At 74.6% G+C, this 20,422-nt stretch carries 21 protein-coding genes; 1 reads left to right on the top strand and 20 read right to left on the bottom strand.

The features are described 5' to 3' along the window. Nucleotides 1-79: 79 nt before the first annotated feature. The 18 genes from QRN56_RS23390 to QRN56_RS23305 form a co-directional block, all read right to left on the bottom strand. Nucleotides 80-835 (bottom strand): cytochrome d ubiquinol oxidase subunit II, encoded by a 756-nt coding sequence (locus tag QRN56_RS23390; protein ID WP_285107337.1) that lies wholly within the window; start codon nt 833-835, stop codon nt 80-82. Then, a complete protein-coding gene (locus QRN56_RS23385) occupies nt 832-2,133 on the bottom strand; it encodes a cytochrome ubiquinol oxidase subunit I (RefSeq protein WP_285107336.1) in 1,302 nt (433 codons plus the stop codon). The genes QRN56_RS23390 and QRN56_RS23385 overlap by 4 nt, the downstream gene beginning before the upstream one ends. Before the next feature lie 98 nt (nt 2,134-2,231). Then, entirely contained in the window at nt 2,232-2,816 is a 585-nt protein-coding gene (locus QRN56_RS23380) for a nucleotidyltransferase family protein (RefSeq protein WP_285107334.1), read from the bottom strand. A 3-nt stretch (nt 2,817-2,819) separates the two neighbouring features. Beyond that, nucleotides 2,820-3,644, bottom strand: coding sequence for an ABC transporter permease (locus tag QRN56_RS23375; protein ID WP_285107332.1), 825 nt, complete (start codon nt 3,642-3,644; stop codon nt 2,820-2,822). After that, nucleotides 3,641-4,423: an ABC transporter permease gene (locus QRN56_RS23370; protein WP_285107330.1), complete on the bottom strand. Its 783-nt coding sequence runs from the start codon at nt 4,421-4,423 to the stop codon at nt 3,641-3,643. The genes QRN56_RS23375 and QRN56_RS23370 overlap by 4 nt, the downstream gene beginning before the upstream one ends. After that, nucleotides 4,416-5,246 (bottom strand): ABC transporter ATP-binding protein, encoded by an 831-nt coding sequence (locus QRN56_RS23365; protein ID WP_285107329.1) that lies wholly within the window; start codon nt 5,244-5,246, stop codon nt 4,416-4,418. Before QRN56_RS23365 ends, QRN56_RS23370 begins: the two co-directional genes overlap by 8 nt. A gap of 2 nt (nt 5,247-5,248) precedes the next feature. Then, nucleotides 5,249-6,295, bottom strand: coding sequence for an ABC transporter substrate-binding protein (locus QRN56_RS23360; protein ID WP_285107328.1), 1,047 nt, complete (start codon nt 6,293-6,295; stop codon nt 5,249-5,251). A 150-nt stretch (nt 6,296-6,445) separates the two neighbouring features. After that, nucleotides 6,446-6,964: a nucleoside deaminase gene (locus QRN56_RS23355; protein ID WP_285107326.1), complete on the bottom strand. Its 519-nt coding sequence runs from the start codon at nt 6,962-6,964 to the stop codon at nt 6,446-6,448. A gap of 100 nt (nt 6,965-7,064) precedes the next feature. Continuing rightward, entirely contained in the window at nt 7,065-9,851 is a 2,787-nt protein-coding gene (locus QRN56_RS23350) for a molybdopterin-dependent oxidoreductase (protein ID WP_285107325.1), read from the bottom strand. Beyond that, nucleotides 9,848-10,705: an FAD binding domain-containing protein gene (locus tag QRN56_RS23345; RefSeq protein ID WP_285107324.1), complete on the bottom strand. Its 858-nt coding sequence runs from the start codon at nt 10,703-10,705 to the stop codon at nt 9,848-9,850. The genes QRN56_RS23350 and QRN56_RS23345 overlap by 4 nt, the downstream gene beginning before the upstream one ends. A 10-nt stretch (nt 10,706-10,715) precedes the next feature. Beyond that, on the bottom strand, nt 10,716-11,552 hold the full coding sequence (locus tag QRN56_RS23340) for a MurR/RpiR family transcriptional regulator (protein ID WP_285107322.1): 837 nt from the start codon (nt 11,550-11,552) through the stop codon (nt 10,716-10,718). Then, nucleotides 11,549-12,850, bottom strand: coding sequence for an allantoate amidohydrolase (locus QRN56_RS23335; protein ID WP_285107321.1), 1,302 nt, complete (start codon nt 12,848-12,850; stop codon nt 11,549-11,551). Before QRN56_RS23335 ends, QRN56_RS23340 begins: the two co-directional genes overlap by 4 nt. Then, on the bottom strand, nt 12,847-14,136 hold the full coding sequence (locus tag QRN56_RS23330; protein WP_285107320.1) for a pyridoxal-phosphate-dependent aminotransferase family protein: 1,290 nt from the start codon (nt 14,134-14,136) through the stop codon (nt 12,847-12,849). Before QRN56_RS23330 ends, QRN56_RS23335 begins: the two co-directional genes overlap by 4 nt. Beyond that, nucleotides 14,133-15,548, bottom strand: coding sequence for an allantoinase AllB (gene allB, locus QRN56_RS23325; protein WP_285107319.1), 1,416 nt, complete (start codon nt 15,546-15,548; stop codon nt 14,133-14,135). The genes QRN56_RS23330 and allB overlap by 4 nt, the downstream gene beginning before the upstream one ends. After that, nucleotides 15,545-16,480, bottom strand: a complete 936-nt coding sequence (pucL, locus tag QRN56_RS23320; protein ID WP_285107318.1) for a factor-independent urate hydroxylase — start codon at nt 16,478-16,480, stop codon at nt 15,545-15,547. Before pucL ends, allB begins: the two co-directional genes overlap by 4 nt. Then, the gene (locus QRN56_RS23315) at nt 16,481-16,774 is read right to left on the bottom strand and encodes a hydroxyisourate hydrolase (protein ID WP_285107317.1); all 294 of its coding nucleotides are present in this window, start codon (nt 16,772-16,774) and stop codon (nt 16,481-16,483) included. After that, the gene (gene uraD / locus QRN56_RS23310) at nt 16,771-17,298 is read right to left on the bottom strand and encodes a 2-oxo-4-hydroxy-4-carboxy-5-ureidoimidazoline decarboxylase (RefSeq protein ID WP_285107315.1); all 528 of its coding nucleotides are present in this window, start codon (nt 17,296-17,298) and stop codon (nt 16,771-16,773) included. Before uraD ends, QRN56_RS23315 begins: the two co-directional genes overlap by 4 nt. A gap of 171 nt (nt 17,299-17,469) precedes the next feature. Further along, entirely contained in the window at nt 17,470-18,612 is a 1,143-nt protein-coding gene (locus tag QRN56_RS23305; RefSeq protein WP_285107314.1) for an amidase, read from the bottom strand. A 237-nt stretch (nt 18,613-18,849) separates the two neighbouring features. Here QRN56_RS23305 and QRN56_RS23300 point away from each other — a divergent pair, with 237 nt between their 5' ends. Then, on the top strand, nt 18,850-19,842 hold the full coding sequence (locus QRN56_RS23300; protein ID WP_285107313.1) for a helix-turn-helix transcriptional regulator: 993 nt from the start codon (nt 18,850-18,852) through the stop codon (nt 19,840-19,842). A 9-nt stretch (nt 19,843-19,851) separates the two neighbouring features. Here the strand turns inward: QRN56_RS23300 and QRN56_RS23295 are convergent, their stop codons facing one another. Next, nucleotides 19,852-20,136: a hypothetical protein gene (locus tag QRN56_RS23295; protein ID WP_285107311.1), complete on the bottom strand. Its 285-nt coding sequence runs from the start codon at nt 20,134-20,136 to the stop codon at nt 19,852-19,854. Between the two features lie 6 nt (nt 20,137-20,142). Then, nucleotides 20,143-20,322, bottom strand: coding sequence for a hypothetical protein (locus QRN56_RS23290; protein WP_285107310.1), 180 nt, complete (start codon nt 20,320-20,322; stop codon nt 20,143-20,145). Nucleotides 20,323-20,422 lie beyond the last annotated feature (100 nt).

Below are 20,422 nucleotides of genomic sequence, written 5' to 3'. Positions count from 1 at the left end.
TAGGACTTTACCGGCATCTCGTGGGTCACCGGAGCGATAAGTCCGTTTCGAGACCTAAGTTCTGGGTGCCGGGCGCACCTCAGAAGAAGAGCGTGTCCCGGCGGTCCAGCGGCCGGGAGACGAGCCACCAGGCGGCCACCTGCAACGCCAGGATCAGCGGGAGCACCACCAGCGCGACGATCCCGAGCCCCGCCATCGTCTCCTCCGAGACCGCGCCGCCGACCAGCCGCGGCCACGCCGCGATCGCCGTGCCGACCACGGGGGCCGCGATCATCACCGAGGTGACGACCACCGGCAGCGGGCCCGTGCGGCGCAGCCGCCACGCGACCACGGCGTCCCCGTGCAGGCGCGTCACGACCACCGCCGCGACGCCCAGCGCCAGCGCGACCAGGCCGCTCCCCCAGGCCACGCCGAGCAGCGCGCCCCAGCTCCCGGCCAGCGCGATGCTCGCGACCACCAGCACCACGTCCCACACGTCCCGCCACACGTTGCCCGGGCGGCGGCTGCGCAGCCAGATCCCGGCGTCGCGCAGCGCCCAGGACGCGACGAGCACGATCGCCACGGGGTACCCGACGGCCAGCAGGTCGGCCTCGGCGTGCGGGAAGACGCCGATCAGCACCCCGAGCGCCGCCACCAGCCACACCTCGCCCGGCAGCAGCAGCGGGCCGACGGCCCCGAGCACCACCCGGCGCTGCGCCGGTTCGCGGCGCTTGTCCTTGCCGTCCGGTCCGCGGTCCTGCAGCAGGGTGGCGCCCGCGCCCTGGACGGCGCCGTCGAGCACCACCCAGCCGACCAGCAGCACGGTCAGGAGCACGGCCCACGCCGCCGCGTTCATCGGGCGCCCTCCGGCGCCGGACCGCCGCCGGACGCGCCGCCCGCCCCGTCGTCGGGCGCCCCGAACCGGAGCAGCACCTCGTCGCCCGCGCCGTCGTCCCGCAGGACGTCGGCCGCGGCGGCGCCCAGCACGAGCCGGTCGGTCCCCGCGCGGGCCAGCCGGCCCAGCACCCACCAGTCGAGCACGGCGAGCGTGACCATGAGGCCCACGAGCAGCACGAGCGAGGCCAGGACCGCGCGAGCGGACTGGTCGGAGGTGACCTCGTCGACCCGCAGCACACCCTGCACGACCCACGGCTGCCGCCCCAGCTCGCGCACGAGCCAGCCCGCGAGCGCCACGACGAACGGCAGGGGCAGCAGGACCGTGAGCACCACGTAGAGGCCGCGGCGGCCGCGCATGCGGAACAGGGCGCCCCCGATGAGCAGGAAGGGGAGCACGAGTGCGCCGAGGAAGACGAGGTCGGCGCTGCGCATCATGACCTCGAGGAGCACACCGACGGCGGTGTCCTGGCCGAAGCCTCCCTCGATGTAGCCGAACTGGGCGTAGCCGAAGGCCTGCACGAGCAGCACGCCGGCCACGCCGGTCCAGATGCCGGCCCGCATGGAGTGCCGCCACAGGTCCTCGTCGGGGCCGGTCGGCTGCCGTTGTCCGCCGCCGAAGCGCCGCAGGTGCCACGCGGCGACGCCGACGAGCACGAACCCGCCGGCCATGAGGCAGGCGCCGACCACGTGCAGGCCGGACAGGAGCGCCGCGGGATTGGTGACCAGGGCGCCGACGTCGGTGATGCGGGCGACCTGTGCGCCGGCGGGGCCCTCCAGCACGTACCCGAGGGGGTTGCGCAGGAACCCGTTGGCCACCATCACGGCGAAGGCCGAGGCGTACCCGGTGACGACGACGGCCCAGAAGATCGCGGCGTGCAGCCCGCGCCGGAACAGGTGCCAGCCGAACACCCACAGGCCCAGCAGGGTGGACTCCAGGAAGAACGCGACAAGGGTCTCCACGGCCAGCGGCGCGCCGAAGACCTCGCCGGCGACGTCGAGCAGGCCCGGGAAGTGCAGGCCGAACTGGAGCTCCAGGACGATGCCGGCGGCGATGCCGAGCGCGTAGTTGACGAGGTAGATCTGCCCCCAGAACCGGGTCGCGCGCTCGAAGACGACGGCGCGGTCGCCCGTGGCGCGGGCCCAGCGCGTGTTGAAGATCGCCACGACCGGGCCGAGCCCGAGCGTGAGCAGCACGAAGAGGAAGTGCACAGCGGCCAGCAGCGCGAACTGCAGGCGGGCGAGTTCCGTGGCCTCCACGTTCCCGAGACTACGTAGCCGAACCGGTCGCGGCGACAGGATTCGGGCAGGACCGGGGAAAGGTCAGGGATGACCCCTAGCCCGCGGTGGGGCTGGCCCTACCTCCGGTCGACGTCGTCGCCGCCGCCCAGGTCGGTGCAGTCGATGCCGACGGCGCCGTGCGCCCGCAGGTACTGTCCGGCCCCGGCGTCCCCGCGCACCGTGCCGGCGAGCGCCGCCCAGTGCTCGCGGCCCAGCAGGACGGGGTGCCCGGGGCGGCCGTCGTAGGTGGCGCGGGCGAGCGCGTGACGGGCGGCGTCGGGCTCGCCGAACGGCTTCAGCACGCGGCGCACGGAGTCGGCGCGGAGGCCGGGCAGGTCCACGAGGGAGACGACGGCGGCGTCCGCCCCCGTCTCCTGGGCGGAGGCGAGGCCGGTGCGCAGGGAGGCCGCGATGCCGCTCTCCCAGTCGTCGGCGACCACGGGCGTCGCGTCGGCGCGCGCCAGCCGCTCGGCCTCGTCGGCCCGCGCGCCGAGCACGACGACCACGTCGGCGCACCCGCCGTCGACCAGGGCCTGGCAGGCGAGCTCGAGCCACGGCGTGCCGCCGTCGGCCCGGGCGAGCGCCTTGGGCATCCCGAACCGGGTGCCGGCGCCGGCCGCGAGCACGATGCCGACCGCCGTGGTGCCGTACCTGCCGTCCATGGATCAGCTCCGTCCGTATCGGGCGAGGACGAACGACTCGATGATCTGCGCCGCCAGGTAGAGCACGAGCGACGCGAGCGTGACCACCAGGACGCACGCCCACACGAGGTTGTTCTCGGACCGTCCTACCGCGTTGACCACCATGCTGCCGATCCCCTCGCCGGTGATCAGCCACTCCGCCAGCAGCGCGCCCGTGATGGCGCCGGGCACGGAGATCCGGACCGACGCGAACAGCGCGGGCAGCGCCGAGGGGAAGGCGACCCGGAACAGCAGGGCCACCGGCCCGCCACCGTACACGTGCACGACGTCGGTCAGCTGCGCGGACACGGAGCGCAGGCCCTGCACGATGTTCACGAGCGCGGGGAACAGCACCACGATGCCGGAGACCACCGCCACTCGCACCACCTCGTCGGTGAACAGCAGGCGGATGATCGGGGTCAGCGCGATGAGCGGCACGGCGCGCAGGATCAGGGCGACCGGCATGACGGCGGTCTCCACGGGCCGGGACAGCACGATGAGGGCCGCCGCGAGCGTCGCGGCGAGCATGCCCGCGACGAAGCCGATGGCGGCGTCGCCGAGCGTGACCCCGAGCGCGGTGCCGAGCTGCGCGCGGGTGGTCGCGGCGTCGTCGGCCGTGACGAGGAACTCGTAGACCTCGGCGGGGCCCTTGGCCACGAACGTGTTGTCGACCAGCGCCACGGAGGCGACCCAGACGACCGTGAGGACGGCGGCCATGAGCAGCGCCGTGGCCACCGCCCGGCCGAGCCCGGCCGCGAGCGCCCGTCCGGCGCCCCCGCGGCGGACCGGACCTGTCGAGACCCCGCTCATCGTCGTCCTCCTCCGGTCGACCACGGCACCGCGACCCGGCCCAGCAGGCCGAACGCGGCGTACCCGATGCCCGCCACCAGGGCGCAGGCGAACATGATGCCCCAGGCGCGCTCCACCATGAGGCCCTGGCCGGCGGCGATGAGCGCGGGCCCGACGCCGCGGTCGACGCCACCGATGTACTCACCCAGGATCGCCCCGAGGAACGCGGCCGGGGCGGCGATCTTGCACGCGCTGACGATCTCCGGCAGCGCGGACACGAGCTGCACCGTGACGAGCTGGCGCCAGCGGCCGCCGCCGTAGACGTGCACCACGTCGAGCGCGGCGGGGTCCGCGGACCGGAAGCCGAGCACGGCCCCGACGACGGTCGTGAAGAACACCGACAGGGCCGCCAGGACGACCGCCGTGGGCGACGGCTCGCCCGGGTCCGGCGGGCCCAGCACGATGTACAGGATCGGCAGGATCGCGATGGTCGGCACGCAGTAGCTGATGACCGCGATCTGCGAGATCACGGGTTCCAGCCGCGGCGTGAGCAGCACGAGCGCCGCGAGCACGAGCGCCAGGCCGTTGCCCCACGCGAACCCGATCAGCGCCTCGACCACGGTGCCGCCGAAGTTGGTCGCGTAGAACGCCCAGCCGTCGGCGGCGTACTGGCGCAGCACGCCGGGCGGCGTCGGCATGGACGAACCGTCGAAGACGGTGACGGCGAGCAGCCACCACAGCGCCACCAGCCCGGCCAGGCCCGCCGCCCCACCGAGCCAGGTGCGGGCGCGGTCAGGCATCGGGGTCCGCCGTGAACAACAGCTCCGAGGCCCGGTCGTGCAGCGCGTGGAACTCCGGCGTGCGCATCATCTCCGGCAGGCGTGGGCGCGGCAGGTCCACCTCGATGACCTCCTTGATCCGGCCCGGCCGCGGGCTCATGACCGCCACCTGGTCGGAGAGGAAGATCGCCTCCGAGATGCCGTGCGTGACCATGAGGGTGGTGGCCGGCTTCTCGGTCCAGATCCGCAGCAGCTCCAGGTTCAGCCGCTGGCGGGTCATGTCGTCCAGCGCCCCGAACGGCTCGTCGAGCAGCAGCACCGACGGCTTGACCACCAGGGCGCGCGCGATCGAGACCCGCTGGCGCATGCCGCCCGAGAGCTGCCCGGGCCGCGCCTTCTCGAAACCGCTCAGGCCCACCAGCCGGATGAGCTCGGCCACCAGCTCGTGGTCCACGGGCTGCCCCGAGACCTGGAACGGCAGGCGCAGGTTGGACTCGACCGACCGCCACGGCAGCAGCGCGGCGTCCTGGAACGCGATGCCGAGCTCGTGGCCGGCCCGCAGGCGCGCCGGGTCCTTGCCGTCCACCTTCGCGGTGCCCGACGTCGGCGCCTCCAGACCCGCGAGGATCCGCAGGATCGTTGACTTGCCGCAGCCGCTCGGGCCCAGCAGGGACAGGAAGCTGCCCTGGTCGGTGTGCAGCGTGACGTCGTCGAGGGCGGTCACGGTGCGGCGGCCGGAGCCGAACGACTTGGACAGGTGCTCGATGTGCAGGCCGGTGCCGGCCCCGCCCTCCGGGGCGGGACCGGCACCGGTCGGGACCTGCGTGACGGACTGGTCGACCACGGTCAGCCCTTGAGCTCGGGCTGCTCGTCGAGCAGCTCCTGCAGGAGCGACAGGTCGAACACGTCCTCCTGGGTGGCGTCGATCCCGGCCGCCTCGAACGTGGCCATGTTCTGCGCCAGGAGCTCGTCGCTGATCGTGAAGATGCCGTTCTCGGCCGTCTCGTCGGTGTTGATCAGCTCCTCGCACTGGATGGTGTTCTGCTCCACCTCCTTGGCCAGGTCGAGGTCCTGGTCCGCGCCGTACTCCTCGACGGCCAGCCGCGCGCCCTCCTCCAGGTCCGCGCAGGCGTCGGTCCAGCCCTTGATCTCGGCCTCGAGGAACGCCTTGACCGCCTCAGGACGCTCGGCGATGGTCTCGTCGGTGGCGATGACCGACTCGGCCACGAACGGCAGGCCGTTGTCCGCGAACAGCAGGTTGGTCACCTCCTCGCCCTGCGAGGAGACGATGATCGACTCGTTGGTCACGTACGCGAGGAACCCGTCGACCTCGCCGTTGACCAGGGGCTGCGGGTCGTACTGCACCGGCACGATCTCGACGTCGTCCTCGGTGAGGCCGTTGGCCGCCAGGAGCGCGGCGAACAGCAGGCCGTTGCCGCCGTCCTGCACGCCGATCTTCTTGCCCTTGAGGTCCTCGACGGTCTCGATGTTCGCGCCGTCCTTGAGGGACAGGATGGTGAACGGGTTCTTCTGGAACGTGGTGCCGACGATCTTGATCGGCGCGTCCTCGTTGGCCACGACCTGGCCCACGGTGACGGCGTTGGTGAGGCCGAAGTCGGCCTTGCCGGAGGCCACCAGGTTCTCCGTCGCGCCGGGACCCGCGTTGAACGTGACGTCGCCGAAGCCGGCGTCCGCGTAGTAGCCCTTGCTGTCCGCCATGAACTCGCCGGCGAACTCGGCGTTCTTGATCCAGGAGAGCTGGACCGTGAGGTCGCCCAGGCCCTCCCCCTCGGCGGGGGCGTCGTCGCCGGAACCACAGGCCGCGAGAGCGAGCGAGGCGGCGGCCGCGACGGCCGTCAGGCGCAGCGCGCGCCCAGGACGGGAAAGCATCATGAGTGGTTCTCCTGTTGTGCTGGGTGAGCGGAACGAAACCCGCGTTTCCGATGCCCAGGACGCTAGAGACCTGCGGTTTCACGCCTCACGTCGGCCGGTTACACGGCCGTTAAAACGTGCCCCCGCGCCGGGTGAACCGTTCCGCGCACCTCAGTACGGGACGCGCGTGGTGTGCTCGCGCCAGGCCTCGAAGGGCTCCCCGGCCCGCTCGATCCGGTGCTCGACGACGGGGTTGGGCCACGTCGACCGGTCGCGGTCGAGCAGCTCGTAGAACTCGCGGTCGTCGAAGCCCGCCCGCTCGGCGTCGTGCCGGTCCGCGGCGAACACCACGCGGTCCACCCGCGCCCACAGGGCCGCCGACAGGCAGAGCGGGCACGGCTCGCACGAGGCGTACAGCGTGGTCCCGGCCAGCGAGAACGTGCCGAGCTCCTGGCAGGCTGCCCGGATCGCCACCACCTCGGCGTGCGCGGTGGGGTCGAGGTCCCGGGTCACGCGGTTGCCGGCGGCCGCGACCTCGGCGCCCGCCCGCACGACGACGGCCCCGAAGGGGCCACCGCCGTCGGCCACGTTCCGGGACGCGACCTCGACGGCGCGGGCGAGCCACGCGGCGTCCTCGGGGCTGACGGACGCCCTGGACGGGGTACCGGAGGTCTGGCGAGGGCTGGTCACCCTTCGATGCTCGCACTGCTGCGTTTCAACGGCGTTCCCAGGAGGTCACCTGGTCGAAACGTCTGTTTCGCCCCACCCCTTAGCCGCCGGCGGCCGGCCGCTAGCGTTGCCGCATGGACACGGGCCGACCCGCACGGCCGGCCGGTCCGCCAGCTGGAGCGCGCAGCAGGTCCCACAGCCGGTCGGGCTGCATCGGCAGGTCGCGCGGGCGCACGCCCGTGGCGTCGGCGATCGCGTTCGCCAGGGCCGGGGCCACCGGGTTGTACGGGGCCTCGCTCATCGACTTCGCGCCACGCGGCCCGAGGCGGTCGACCGTGTCGGCGAACAGCACCTCGGTGTGCGGCACGTCCGCGACCTGCGGCACCCGGTAGTGCCGCAGCCGGTCGGTCACGACCACGCCGTCGCGCACCACCAGGCGCTCGGTCAGCGCCGTGCCGAGCGCCTGGGCCACCCCGCCCTCGATCTGCCCGCGCAGCTGTTCCGGGTTGATCACCACCCCGGCGTCGGCCGCCTGCACCGACTGCAGGATCCGCACCACCCCGGTCTCGCGCTGCACGGCCACCCGGAACCCGTGCACGTTGAACGCCACGGACCGCGGCGACCCGTCGTGCGTGGCCTCGGCCGACATCCCCACCCGTTGAGTGCTGGATATTCGCCCTTCCGAATCGTTACGAGAGGGCGAATACCCAGCACTCAACGAGGCGAGGTTCGCGGCGAGCGCGCGGGCGGCGCGGGCGACGGCCAAGCCGGCCACCACCGAGCCGGCCGAGCCGAAGGCGCCCGTGTCGTAGCCGGACGTCGCCGTGTCCGACGGGCGCACGCGCACCCGGTCGACCGGCACGCCCAGCTCCGTGGCCGCGAGCTGGGCGTGCACCGTCGTGGTGCCGTTGCCGAACTCGGCGGTGCCGACGTCGACCACGAAGTCGCCGTCGGCCGCGACCGTGACCCGGGCGTGCGTGTGGTGCCCGCGCGGCGGGATGGTCGCGATCATCGCGAGCGCCACCCCGCGCCCCTCGGTCCAGCCGTCCGGGGCCGCCTCGCCCCGGCCCGAGGCCAGCGCGTCCTCGACGAGGTCGAGGCACTGGTCCAGCCCGTACGACCCGTACTCCAGGTCGCCGTCCACCGGCTGCCCGACGACGAACGGGTCGCCGGGGCGGATCACGTTGCGACGGCGCATCTCGACCGGGTCGACGCCGAGCCGCGCCGCGAGCTCGTCGAGCGCGCCCTCGATCGCGAACTGCACCTGCCCCAGCCCGTACCCGCGGAACGCCCCGGACGGCACGTTGTTCGTGTAGACCGACTCGGCGTCCACGCGCTTGTTCGGGGCCCGGTACACGGCCATGGACTCGTGCACGCCGTGGAACAGGACGCCCGGGGCGTGGTTGCCGTAGGCGCCGGTGTCGGCCAGGACGTCGATCGCGAGCGCCGTCAGCTCGCCGGCCGCCGACGCCCCGGCACGCACCGTGACGCGGAACGGGTGCCGGCACGGCACCGTCGTGAACTGCTGCTCGCGGGTGAGCTCCCACTGCACGGGCCGCCCGGTGCGCAGGGTCGCGAGCGCCACGACGTCCTCGACGAGCAGCTCCTGCTTGCCTCCGAACCCGCCGCCCACCCGCCCGGCGACGACGCGCACCCGGTCCTGCGGCAGGTCCAGGAGGCGGGCGAGCTCGTCGCGCACGAGGAACGGCACCTGGGTGGAGGTGCGCACGTGCAGCACAGGGCCGCCCGGGCGGTGCGCCTCGGCGCCGTCCGCCTCAGCACCGCCCGGCGCCGGCTCCAGCCAGGCCCGGGCGCCGTGCGTCTCCAGCGCCACGTGGTTGACGCGGCCCGTGGTCCAGGTGCCGGTCACCGTCGCGGCCGACGTCGCGAGCGCCGCCTCGACGCCGTCCTGCCCGGGTTCGGCGTACTCCTCGTGGATCTGCACGACGACGTTGCGGCTCGCCTCCGCGACGCGATGCTCGGCGGGCGTCTTGTCCGCGTGCAGCAGGGGCGCGCCCGGACTCCGCGCGGCCTCGGGCTCGAACACGGCGGGGAGCACCTCGTACTCGACCGCCACCAGGTCGAGCGCCGCACGCGCCTGCCGGGGCGTCTCGGCGACGGCGACGGCCACCCGCTGGCCCACGAACCGCAGCACGGGGTCGAGGATCCGGGTGTCGTCGGGGTCGTCGAGCCGGTTCTGGTGCCGGCCGGTCGAGTAGAGCGTGCCGGGCACGTCGTGGTGGGTGAGCACCAGGTGCACGCCGGGCGCGTCCCGGGCCGCCGTGGCGTCGATGCGCGTGATCCGGGCGTGCGGGTGCGGGCTGCCGAGCACGGCCACGTGCAGCATCCCGGCCGGCTCGGGCTCGTCCAGGGTGTAGGGCTCGCGGCCGCGCACCACGCGGGCGGCGGCCGGCGCGACGACGGCGCGGCCGAACGCCTCCCCCGGCTCCGCCACCTCGGTGTTCACGTGCCCGGCGAGCGCGTCGCGGATCGACCGGTACCCAGTGCAGCGGCAGAGGTTGCCCTTGAGGAGCTCGTCGGTCGAGCCGCGCTCCGGCGTCCCCGCGACCGTGCAGACCATGCCGGCCGTGCAGAACCCGCACTGGAACCCGGCGGCCTGGACGAACGCGCGCTGCACGGGGTGCAGCTCCTCGGCGTCGGCGTCCGGGTCCCCGCCCGGCCCGAACCGGCCGAGCCCGTTCGCAGTGACCACCTCGGCGTCGGCGGCCCGGTGCGCGGGCACCAGGCACGACTGCACCGGGGCGCCGTCGAGCAGCACGGTGCACGCGCCGCAGTCGCCCGCGTCGCAGCCCTTCTTCACGGACGTGGTCCCCTGCTCCCGCAGGTACGTGCGCAGGCACTGGCCCGGCCGGGGCTCGGCCGTGACGTCGGCGCCGTCGACCCTCATGCCGTACCGCCCAGCTCGTCGAGTGCCTCGTGCGCCAGGCGCCGGGTCATCGCGGCCCGCCAGTCGGCACTGCCGTGGGTGTCCTCGTACCAGTCGTCGGCGACGTCGATCAAGTCGATCCAGCGGTCCAGCGCCTCGTGGTCACCCGCGTGGACAGGCTGCGCATGCGGCACCGGCACCGACGCCGTCACGACGAGCAGCACCCGGCCAGGCCCGGCGCTGTCCGGCAGCGCCCTCCCCGTCACCATGGCCGCCGTCCGGCCGGTCGGGGTGAGCGACGCCCGCCGGAAGACCGTCCGCGCCCCGAGCGCGAGACCGGGCACCCGCACCTCGCGGAGCACCTCGCCCGGGCCCAGGCCGACCCGGCCGGCGCCCGTGACCAGGTCGGCGACGGGCAGCTCCCGGGACCCGCCGTCCGGCGTCCAGATGACCGCCCGGGCGTCGAGTGCCACGAACAGCCCGACCATCGACCCGGCCGGCAGGCCCAGCGCCAGGTTGCCGCCGACCGTCGCGGTCCGGGCCACCTTCGCCGACAGCGACAGCGCCGAGACGCACTCCCCGACGATCCCGAGCCCGCGGTACGGTCCCGCGCCCGCCGCCCCGGCGGCGCCCCCGAGCGCACCCGGCCCGGCCACCAGCTCCGCCAGCGTGCACGTCCCGGCCACCCGCAGCCCGGACCCGTCCACGGACCACGGCTCCCAGCCGAGCCCCATGAGGTCCACGAGGCCGGTCACCCCGGGGCGCACCGGCTCCGAGTAGAGGAACGTGCCCCCGCCCAGAAACGCCTCGCCGGGCCGCAGCGCGCAGTCGGCGCGTGTCCGTGCCACCCGCACGGTGTCGATGTCGAGATCCATGGAGCGCAGGTCACCTCTCGTCGATCTCGCGCAGCAGCTCGTACCGGGCGTCGATCGCCTCGACGCGCGCGCCCGCGCCGTCGAGCACCTCGTGCACCCGGTCGGACAGCATCGCGACGACGCTGACCGGCGCGACCAGCGAGTCGAACGCGCCCTCGGTCGCGATGGGGCACTCGATCCACCAGGTCACGCTGCCGGCGAGGTGGCGCAGGCTGGTGTCGGCGAGCAGCAGCACGCGGACGCCGTCGGCCAGCAGGGACTCGACCATCTCGCCCACCCGGAACGCGTGCCGGCGGATCGAGACCACCACGACCACGTCGTCGGGGCCCAGCCCCACGAGGTCGTCGGCGAGCGACTGGCCGGGGCCGGGAGCCAGGTGCACGCGCCCGCGCACCTGGACCAGGTTGCGGCGGAGCTGGGTCGCGGGGCCGAGCGACCCGCGGCGGCCGACGACCACCACGTCGCGCGCGGTCGCCAGGGCGTCGGCGATCTGGTCGAGCATGCCGTCGTCGAGCGCCGCGTAGACCTTCTCCAGGTTCTTGACCTCCTGCTCCAGCCGCTCGCGCAGGCCGGGCGAGGGGTCGACGGCGATCGGCAGGCCGCGCCCGCGCTGGGTGCGCAGGTCCTCGCGCAGCCCCTCGAAGTCCTCGTAGCCGAGCTTGCGGAACAGCCGGCTCATCGTCGCCTTGGAAACCCCTGCCAGGGCCGCGAGCTCCGTGGCGCGGTAGGTCCCGAGGTCGCCGAGGTGGTCGAGCAGGGCGTCCGCGGCGCGGCGCTCCTGCGGGGACAGCTCCCGGTAGCCGGCGGCGATGCGGTCCTCGAGCGGGCGGTCCGCGAGCGACGTCATCGGACCTCCTCCGGGAGCGCGGTCCGAGCCGGTGCCCCGGGCCGGTGCCCACGGGCGACCGCCAGCACCGCGGCCGTGTACGCGTCCAGGGCCACGCCCACGTCCTCGGCCTCCACGTGCTCGTCCGGGTGGTGGCTGATCCCGTCGCGGCAGCGCAGGAAGAGCATGCCCACGTCGGTCACGGCGTCCATCGCCATGCCGTCGTGGCCGGCGGGGCTCCACAGCCCCAGCGGGTCCGACGTCGTCCCGGTCGCCTCCGCGATGCCCGCCGCCACGGCCTCGCGCAGCCACGGGGCGCAGGTCGTCGACGGCGCCCGGTGGGTCTCGGCGTGCTCGAACGTGACGCCCCGCGCGGCGGCGATCTCCCGCCCGGCCGCGGCGATCCGCTCCCACAGCGCGTCGCGGCCCGCGTCGGTGCGGCCGCGCAGGTCGAGCGTCAGCTCGGCCCGGCCGGGGATCACGTTGACGGCGCCGGGCTCGACGCGCAGGTCGCCCACGGTGGCGAGGCAGTCGGTCGCGCGGGCCAGCTCCTCGATCCGCGTGACGAGGTGCGCGGCGGCGACCAGCGCGTCCCGGCGTCGGGCGAACGGCGTGCCGCCCGCATGCCGGGCCTCGCCGGTGACGGTCAGCACGAACCGCCGCGCCCCGGCGATGGTCGTGACGTACCCGAGCGGCAGGCCCTCGGCCTCCAGCACCGGACCCTGCTCGATGTGCGCCTCCAGGTATCCGACCAGGTCAGCGGGGTTGCGGGCGGCGTCGCCCACGCGATCCGGGGCCAGGCCGAACCGCAGGAACGCGTCGCGCAGGGTCACGCCGTCGGCGTCGGCCTGGTCCCACCAGGCGGGGTCCCACTGGCCCGACGCCGCGCAGCTCCCGAGCAGCGCCTTGCCGAACCGGGTGCCCTCCTCGTCGGAGAACCCCACGACCTCCAGCGCGAACGGCAGCGCCACGTCGCGCAGCCGGTGCGCGACGGCGATCGCGAGCACCACGCCGAGCATCCCGTCGTAGCGCCCGGCGTCGGGCACGGTGTCGAGGTGGGAGCCGAGCACGAGCGCGGGCTCGCCCGGGGTGCCGGGGCGCTGCGGCGTGCCGTCGGCGGCGCGGCGGCCCCAGATGTTCCCGGCGGCGTCGGTCCCGGTCTCCAGGCCGGCCTCCAGCATCCAGGCCCGCACCACGGCGTTCGCGGCGGCGTGCTCGGGCGAGAGGTACACGCGTTCCAGGGCGTCCGGCCGCGCGGAGTGCCGCGTCAGGTCGTCGCACCGGGCCATGACCCAGGCGGTGGTGCCGATCTCGGTCACAAGCGTGCCTCCTTCGCGACGGCGGTGTCGGGAACCATCTGGTGCACCGGGTCGTGGACGCCGCCGTGGCCGGCGCCGTCGTACGCCGCGAGCGCGGCCGAGACGCCGCCACCCGCCGGGGCGTGGAAGCCGGCCCGGCGCAGCTCGTGCTCCAGGGCCGCCAGCGTGGTGAGCACGGCGTCGCGGCGGGCGTTGAAGCCCATGGTGCCGATGCGCCAGACCACGCCGTGCAGGGGGCCGAAGGAGGTGCCGATCTCGATCCCGAAGTCGTCGAGGAGGCCGCCGCGGACGGCGTCGCCGTCCACGCCGTCGGGGATGCGCACGGCGACCACGTTGTGCATCTTGTGGGCGACGTCGCCGAAGACCTCCAGGCCCAGCCCGAGCACCCCCGCCAGCATCGCGGCACCGTGCTGCGCGTGCCGGTCCACGGCCGTGGCCATGCCCTCGGCGACCAGGAGCCGGGCGCACTCGCGGGCGGCGTAGAGCATGGACGTGGCCTCGGTGTGGTGGTTGAGGCGGCGCGGGCCCCAGTACTCCATGATCTGCGCGAGGTCGAGGTAGTTGGACTGGATGGGCACGCCGTGCGGCGCGACGTCGTCCGCGGTCCGGATCCCGGCCTCGACGTGCCGGCGCCGGTCGATCGCGGCGACCGCGGCGGGCGAGAGCGTCACCGGCGCGCTGCCCGACGGGCCACCCAGACATTTCTGCAGCCCGGCGGTCGCGGCGTCGACGCCCCACTCGTCGGTGTGGAACGGGTTGCCGCCGAGGGTGGCCGTGGCGTCCACGTACAGCAGCGCGTCGTGCTCGTGGGCGATGCGGCCCAGGTCGGCCAGCGGCTGCGCCATGGTCGTCGAGGTGTCCCCGTGCACGACGGCGAGCAGGCGGGGCCGCACGCGGCGCACGGCGTCCTCGATCTGGTCCGGCCGGAAGACCGTGCCCCACTCGGCCTCGATGGTGTGCACCTCGGCCCCGGCCCGGGCGCTGATCTCGGCGAGCAGGTGCCCGAACCGCCCGAACACCGGCACCAGCACCCGGTCGCCCGGCTCCAGCAGGGACACCAGCGCCGCCTCGATGCCCGCGCGGGACGTGCCGTCCACGAGCAGCGTCTGCTCGTTGGCGGTGTCCCAGACGGTGCGCCACAGGAGCATGGCCTCGGTCATGGTGTCGGTCATGAACGGGTCGAACTGGCCCACCAGCGGTGCGGCCATGGCGCGCAGCACGCGCGGGTCGGCGTCGACGGGCCCGGGGCCCATCAGGAGCCGGGCGGGCGGGTGGATCTGGGTCATGCGGGCCTCCTGAGCAGCGTCCCCCGGCTCACCCCGGCGGCCGCGCGGCCGTCCGGGACGGGCACCACGGCGCCCTGGACCGTCAGGCCGTCATACGCGCTGATCTTGTTCTTGTGCGCCATCTCGGCGGCGCGGAAGGTGGTCGACGCGTCGGGGTCGTAGACGAGCAGGTCGGCCGCGGCGCCCTCGGCGATCACGCCGCGCGGGCGCGTGCCCCGGTCCAGCCCCACGAGCGCGGCGGTGTTCGCCGCGGTCCAGCGGGACACCTCCGACAGGGGCACGCCGCGCCGTCGGGCGGCGTCGGCCAGGGCGAGGAAACCCGCCTGGAGGCCGGAGATGCCGCCCCAGGCGGCCTGGAGGTCGGTCTCGCCGGGCCGGCTGCCGCCGGACTTCTCCTCGGCGGTGGCCGGCGAGTGGTCGCTGACCACGGAGTCGATGATCCCCGCGCGCAGCCCGTCCCAGAGGGCGTCCTGGTTGCCGCGGTCGCGGATGGGCGGGCAGCACTTGAACGCGGCGTCGCCGTCGGGCACGTGCTCGGCGTCCAGCACCAGGTAGTGGTGGCAGGTCTCGACGGTGACGGGCAGCCCCTCGTCCTTCGCCTCCTGCAGCAGGTCGAGCGCCCGCGCGGACGACAGGTGCAGCACGTGGGTGGGTGTGCCCGTCTCCCGGACGGCGTCGAGCAGCCCGGCGATCGCCGTCGTCTCGGCGTCGTGGGGGCGGGAGGCCAGGAAGTCCGCGTAGGCGCGGCCGGGCCGGTGCGGCGCCGCCGCGAGCGCCGCCGGGTCCTCGGCGTGGACGATGAGCAGCCCGCCGAACCGTGCGATCCGGTCCATGGCCTTCAGCAGCTCGTCCGGTCCGAGCGGTGGGAACTCGGGTACGCCGGAGTCGGCGAGGAAGCACTTGAACCCGAAGACGCCGGCGTCCCAGAGGGGCTCCAGGTCCTCGGCGTTGCCGGGCACCGCACCGCCCCAGAAGCCGACGTCGCAGTGCAGCTCGCCGCGGTCGCGGACCGCCTCGGCCGCGGCGCGCTTGGTCTCCAGCGCGGCGACGCTCGTGGTGGGCGGGAGCGAGTTGAGCGGCATGTCGACGATCGTGGTGACGCCGCCGAGCGCGGCGGCGCGGGTCGCGGACGCGAAGCCCTCCCAGGCGGTGCGGCCGGGCTCGTTGACGTGCACGTGGGTGTCGACGACGCCGGGCAGCACCACCTTCTCGCCCAGGCGCACCACCTCCGGCGGCGGCTCCGGGGCGGCGCCGAGCACCTCGCCGAACAGGTCGTCGGCCGGCTTCAGCACGGCGTCGGGGTCGCTCGTGCCCCACCACACCTGGTCGATGCGGTCGCCGTCGAGACGCAGGACGGCGGGGCGCAGCTCGCCCTCGACCAGCACCCGCTCGGACGCGAGGACCACGCTCATACGAACCCTCCGATCGTGGACCACACGGGATGCTCCGGACCGGTCTGCCCGTCCGGGCCGGACCGCTGGACGGCCGCCTCGATGAGGCCGTAGGGCCGGCCGGCGGCGAAGAACACCTCACCGGGGTTGTCCAGGCCGAACGGCTCCAGGTCCACCAGGAAGTGGTGGTTGTTGGGGCACGACAGCCGGATCTCGGCGATGTCGCCGAACGCCTCCAGCACGGCGCTGCCCATCGCGTAGACGGACTGCTGCAGGGCCAGGGAGTGCAGCTCGGCGAACGTGGTCAGCAGCAGCGCGCGTACGGCGGCGAACCGCTCGTCGTAGTCCGCCGGGCCTGCGGCCTCGGCGAACGACGCGTCGTAGCGCCACCAGGCGGTGACGTCGGTCGCGAGGATGCGGTCGTCGGTCTCGGGCAGCGTCGTGTACCGGTCGCGCGGGAACCCGGAGAACTCCGACCCGGTGGACTTCAGGACCGTGACGTCGCTCAGGCCCGCGAGCACGGTCAGGCCCGCGTCGTCGGCGTGCACGAGCGCCGTCCGGCGCTCGGCGGCGCCCCGGACGAACGCGTGGTCGTGGCCTGGCCCGCCGTCGGCGCCCGGCGTGCCCGTCGCGATGCGCTCCCAGCCGTACTGCTCGGCACGCCAGCGCCCGCCCGTGACCTGCGGCTCGACGAGGAAGTGCCGGGCGAGCCGCAGCAGGAACGTCTCCGGCGAGCCGACGCCGTCCCGGGCGAACGCCTGCACCGTGTTCTTCTGCGTGTCGGTGGCGATGACGCCCGTGTTGTCGCCGGTCTCGTGCGTGGCCCGGAAGTCGCCGCGGAGCTGCGAGGTGATGTTCAGGTCGGTGACGCGGTGCCGTGCGGTGTCGCGGTCGACGCGCACCAGCCGCACCTCGGCCTTCCCGTACTGGTTGGGCCCCAGGACTATCGACATTCAGCTCCCCCGGTAGGTGGTGTAGGCGAACGGGCTCAGCAGCAGCGCGACGTGCGTGTGGTCGGGGCCGAGCACCACGTCGAGCAGCACCTGCCCGAAGAACGTGTCGCGGCCCTGCGCCGCGAACCAGTCGCCGGCGGCGAAGGTGAGGACGTGCCGGCCGGGCGTGACCTCGCCCCAGGCGATGCGGCCGTCGTCGTCGGTCACGGCCTGCCGGGTGCCGAGGGTGACCGCCAGCCCCGCGGCCGGGAGGCCGCGGGCGGCGTCCAGCACGTGGGTGGAGGCGGTGCTCATGGCGCCACCGCCGGTTCTTCGACGGTCTCCTCGGCGCTCTCCTCGACAAGGGCTTCCAGCCGCAGCAGGGCGATCTGGCGCAGCTGCTCCGCCGTCACCAACGCCTCGTCGGCGGGGTCGTTGGCCAGCCGCTCGGTCAGGTTCTCGAGGATCTGTTCCGCGGTGCGGCCCGCGGCGCGGACCAGGAAGATGCGGCCGAACCGCGCCTCGTAGGCGACGTTGCCCTCGGCGATCCGGGCCGCCGTCGCCTCGGCCGCGGTGGGCTGCTCGGTGCGGGACAGGCGTGCCTCGGTGCTGTCCCCCGTGGCGCGCTCGCCGATCCGCGGGTGGTGCGCCAGGGCGGCGTCGACGTCGTCGGCCCCCCAGTCTGCGGCGGACCGCATGGCGTGCAGCAGGAGCTGGTCCCGGCGCAGGTAGGGGCGGCCGGCCACCACCGCGTCGACCCAGGAGTCGACGTCGGCGCACGGGCGGACGGCCGCCGCGGCGTCGGACGGGGACAGGGCGTTGAACGTCGCGAGGTCCATGGCACAAATCTACGGTTTCAACGCGATTTGCGAGTGGCACACGAGTTTCAGGCCCGTAAATCTTCACGAACGACGTCCGTGGCGACCCGGGCGACGCCGCTGATCCAGCCGAACGTAGGGTTGATCGGCGCATCGGGCCCCATGCGCCGATCAACCCTACGTTCGACGGCCCTACGCCCCGAGTCGGCCCGCCAGCGCGAGCAGCGAGCGGTCCGAGCCCGCCGGGCCCACCAGGCAGGCGCCCGCCGGGAGCCCGCCCGCCGTCGTCACCGGCACCGACACCGCCGGCAGGCCACCGATCCCCGCGATGCAGGTGAGCAGCATCGTCGCCTCGCGAGCGGCCTCGGCCTCCTCGGGCCGGGGCGCGACGGTCGCCGTGGACGGCAGCACGAGCACCCGGTCCCCCAGCCGGTCCCGGATCAGCGCCCGCGCCCGCCCGACGTCGGCCCGGGCCGCCTCCGCGTCGGCCACGCCGATGGACCGGGCCCGCTCGAACCGCCCGCGCACCGCGGGGCCGAGCGTGTCCATCCGGTCGGCCAGCCACGCGCCGTGCACGGCCCACGCCTCGGCCGCCTGGAGCGCCTGGAAGGCGGCGAGCCACGCCGGCTCGGGCGCCCAGTCGACCGGCTCCGCACCGGCGGTCCGCACGAAGCGCCCGACGGCGTCGCGCACCTCGGGCGCGGCCAGGTCCAGGAGGGCGTCGCTCACCACGAGCGGGGCGTCCTCCGGGAGCGCAGCGGCGTCGGCCGGGAGCAGCACCTCGCCCACCCGGGCCAGCGTGCCGGCGTCGCGGGCGAGCCAGCCCACGGTGTCGAACGACGGCGCCAGGGGCAGCAGCCCGCCCGCCGGCACCGCGCCGTGCGTCGGCCGGATGCCCCACAGCCCCTGGTAGGCGGCGGGCACGCGCACCGAGCCGCCGGTGTCGGTGCCCAGCGCGACGCTCGCCTGGCCGGCGGCGACCGCCGTCGCCGGGCCCGACGTCGAGCCGCCGCTGATGCGTCCCGGCGCGCGCGGGTTGGGCGGGGTGCCGTAGTGCGCGTTCGCCCCGGTCAGCGAGTAGGCGAACTCCTCGGTCCGCGCGAGGCCCACGACGGCGGCGCCGGCCGCGAGCAGCCGCGCGACGGCGTCGGCGTGCTCCTCCTCGACCGGCGCCGCCGCGAGCCAGGCCGGATTGCCGGCGCCGACCCGCTCGCCGGCCACGGCGAACAGGTCCTTGACCGCGACGCTCTCGCCGTCGAGCACGCCGGAACCGGTGGGGGCAACCAGCGGGCCGGCCTCGGGCCGGACCCGCCACACGCTGAGATCAGGAGCCATGCGCACATGCTGCCAGGCCGGTGGAGCTGCCGGGGCCGGGCAGATGGTGCGGGAGCGGGCGGCGCGATGAGCGACGGTCAGGCACGGGCGGAAGGAGAAATCGCAGGTCAGCGGCCCACGGCCCGGAGCGGGTGAAGTCCGGACAAACCCCTGGCCGCGCCCGTCGCCCTGTGCGATCCTCCGAGACCGGGACTGCCACCCGGCGCCCCTTGGGTCTGGTCGATCGGGGAGTCGAAGATGCTGCAAGGCCTGGGGCTGTCCGGAACGGCCGAGTCCGTCTACCTGCAGATGCTCCGGGACCGCGACGCGGGGCCCGACCGGATCGCCGAGGCGCTCGGCATCGACGAGGAACAGGTCCGCGACGCGCTGGACGAGCTCTCCCGCCTGATGCTCGTCGAGGCGTCGTGGGCGGGTGACGACGGGTTCCGCCCCGTCAGCCCCGAGATCGGGCTCGCCGCCCTCCTCGCGCGGGAGCAGGCGCAGGTCGCGCAGCGCAACCAGGAGATCGAGGAGGGCCGGGTCGCGCTCGCCCGCCTCGTCTCCGAGCTGCAGAACGTGCGCAAGGGGCCCGACGTCGAGGTGCTGGAGACCGCGGAGGAGGCGCGGGACCGCCTGGCGACGCTCACCGAACGGTGCACGCAGCAGCTGTGCACGTTCGTGCCGACCCGGGCCACGTCGTCCCGCGCGCTGGAGTCGAGCCGGGCGCTGAGCCAGCGCCTGCTGGACCGGGGCGTGCGGATGCGGACCGTCTACCTGGAGAGCATCCGCAACGACCAGGCCACCTGGGACCACGCGACCTGGCTGCGCAACAACGGGGCCGAGGTGCGGCTGGCCGCGACGGTCCCCGTCCGGCTGCAGATCATCGACCAGGGCCACGCGATGGTCCCCCTGGCCAACACCGAGTCGGGATCCGGCGCGGTGGTAATGACCTCCCCCGGCGTCGTGGCCGCTCTCATGGCCCTGTTCGCGCAGACCTGGCGGTCGGCCACCCCGCTCGGCGCGGACCGGCGACGCGACGACGACGGCCTGTCGGTGCAGGAGCACGAGCTGCTGCGGCTGTGGGCCAAGGGGGCGACCGACGAGACCGCCGGACGCCGGCTGGGCGTGTCCCTGCGGACGGTGCGGCGCCTCAGCAGCGCCCTCATGGAGCGGCTGGACGCCGGCAGCCGCTTCCAGGCGGGCGCGCGGGCGCTGGACCGGGGGTGGCTGGACCCGGCCGACCTCGGCTGAGCCCCGACCTCAGCCGAGCTCCGCGGGGCTCCAGACCCGGACCGCGCCCAGCGTCCATCCGGGCAGCTCCAGGGAGTCCGCCGCGGCGAGCAGCAGGCGGCAGCCGGTCGCCGCCGCCTGCTCCAGCGGGACCAGCAGGAAGATCACCACGCCGAAGCCCGTGGGCAGCGTGCCGGCGTAGACGTGCATCAGCTCGTCCTGCGGTACGGCGACGGCCTGGACCGCCTCGACGAGCCTCGCCGACGTGGTCCAGGCCGCGGTGGGCGCCTCGACGATGATGCTGACGACCCGCATCGATCGTCAGGGCTGGGTGGTCGGCGGGGCCGACTCCCACTGCGGGTCGGTCCACCGGGAGTCCGACCACTGCGGGTGCGCCTCCCACTGGGGGTCGGACGCGCTGGCGGCGACCTGGCCCGCGCCCGTGAGCAGGAGGGCGGTCAGGACGGCGGCAGCGACTCGCTGGGCATTGTTGATGCGCACGATGATTCTCCGTTTCGACGGGGGATTCTTTCTTTCTGTTTCTTATCCTTTCCCGCCGCCCGTCCGGCAACAAGAGAATGGCACTGTCCTGACCGTGCCA

Source organism: Promicromonospora sp. MEB111, assembly GCF_030209445.1.
In the GTDB taxonomy this organism is placed as follows: Bacteria; Actinomycetota; Actinomycetes; order Actinomycetales; family Cellulomonadaceae; genus Promicromonospora.
Note: the sequence above shows the minus strand (reverse complement) of the source record. Positions and strands in the feature narration are given on the sequence as shown.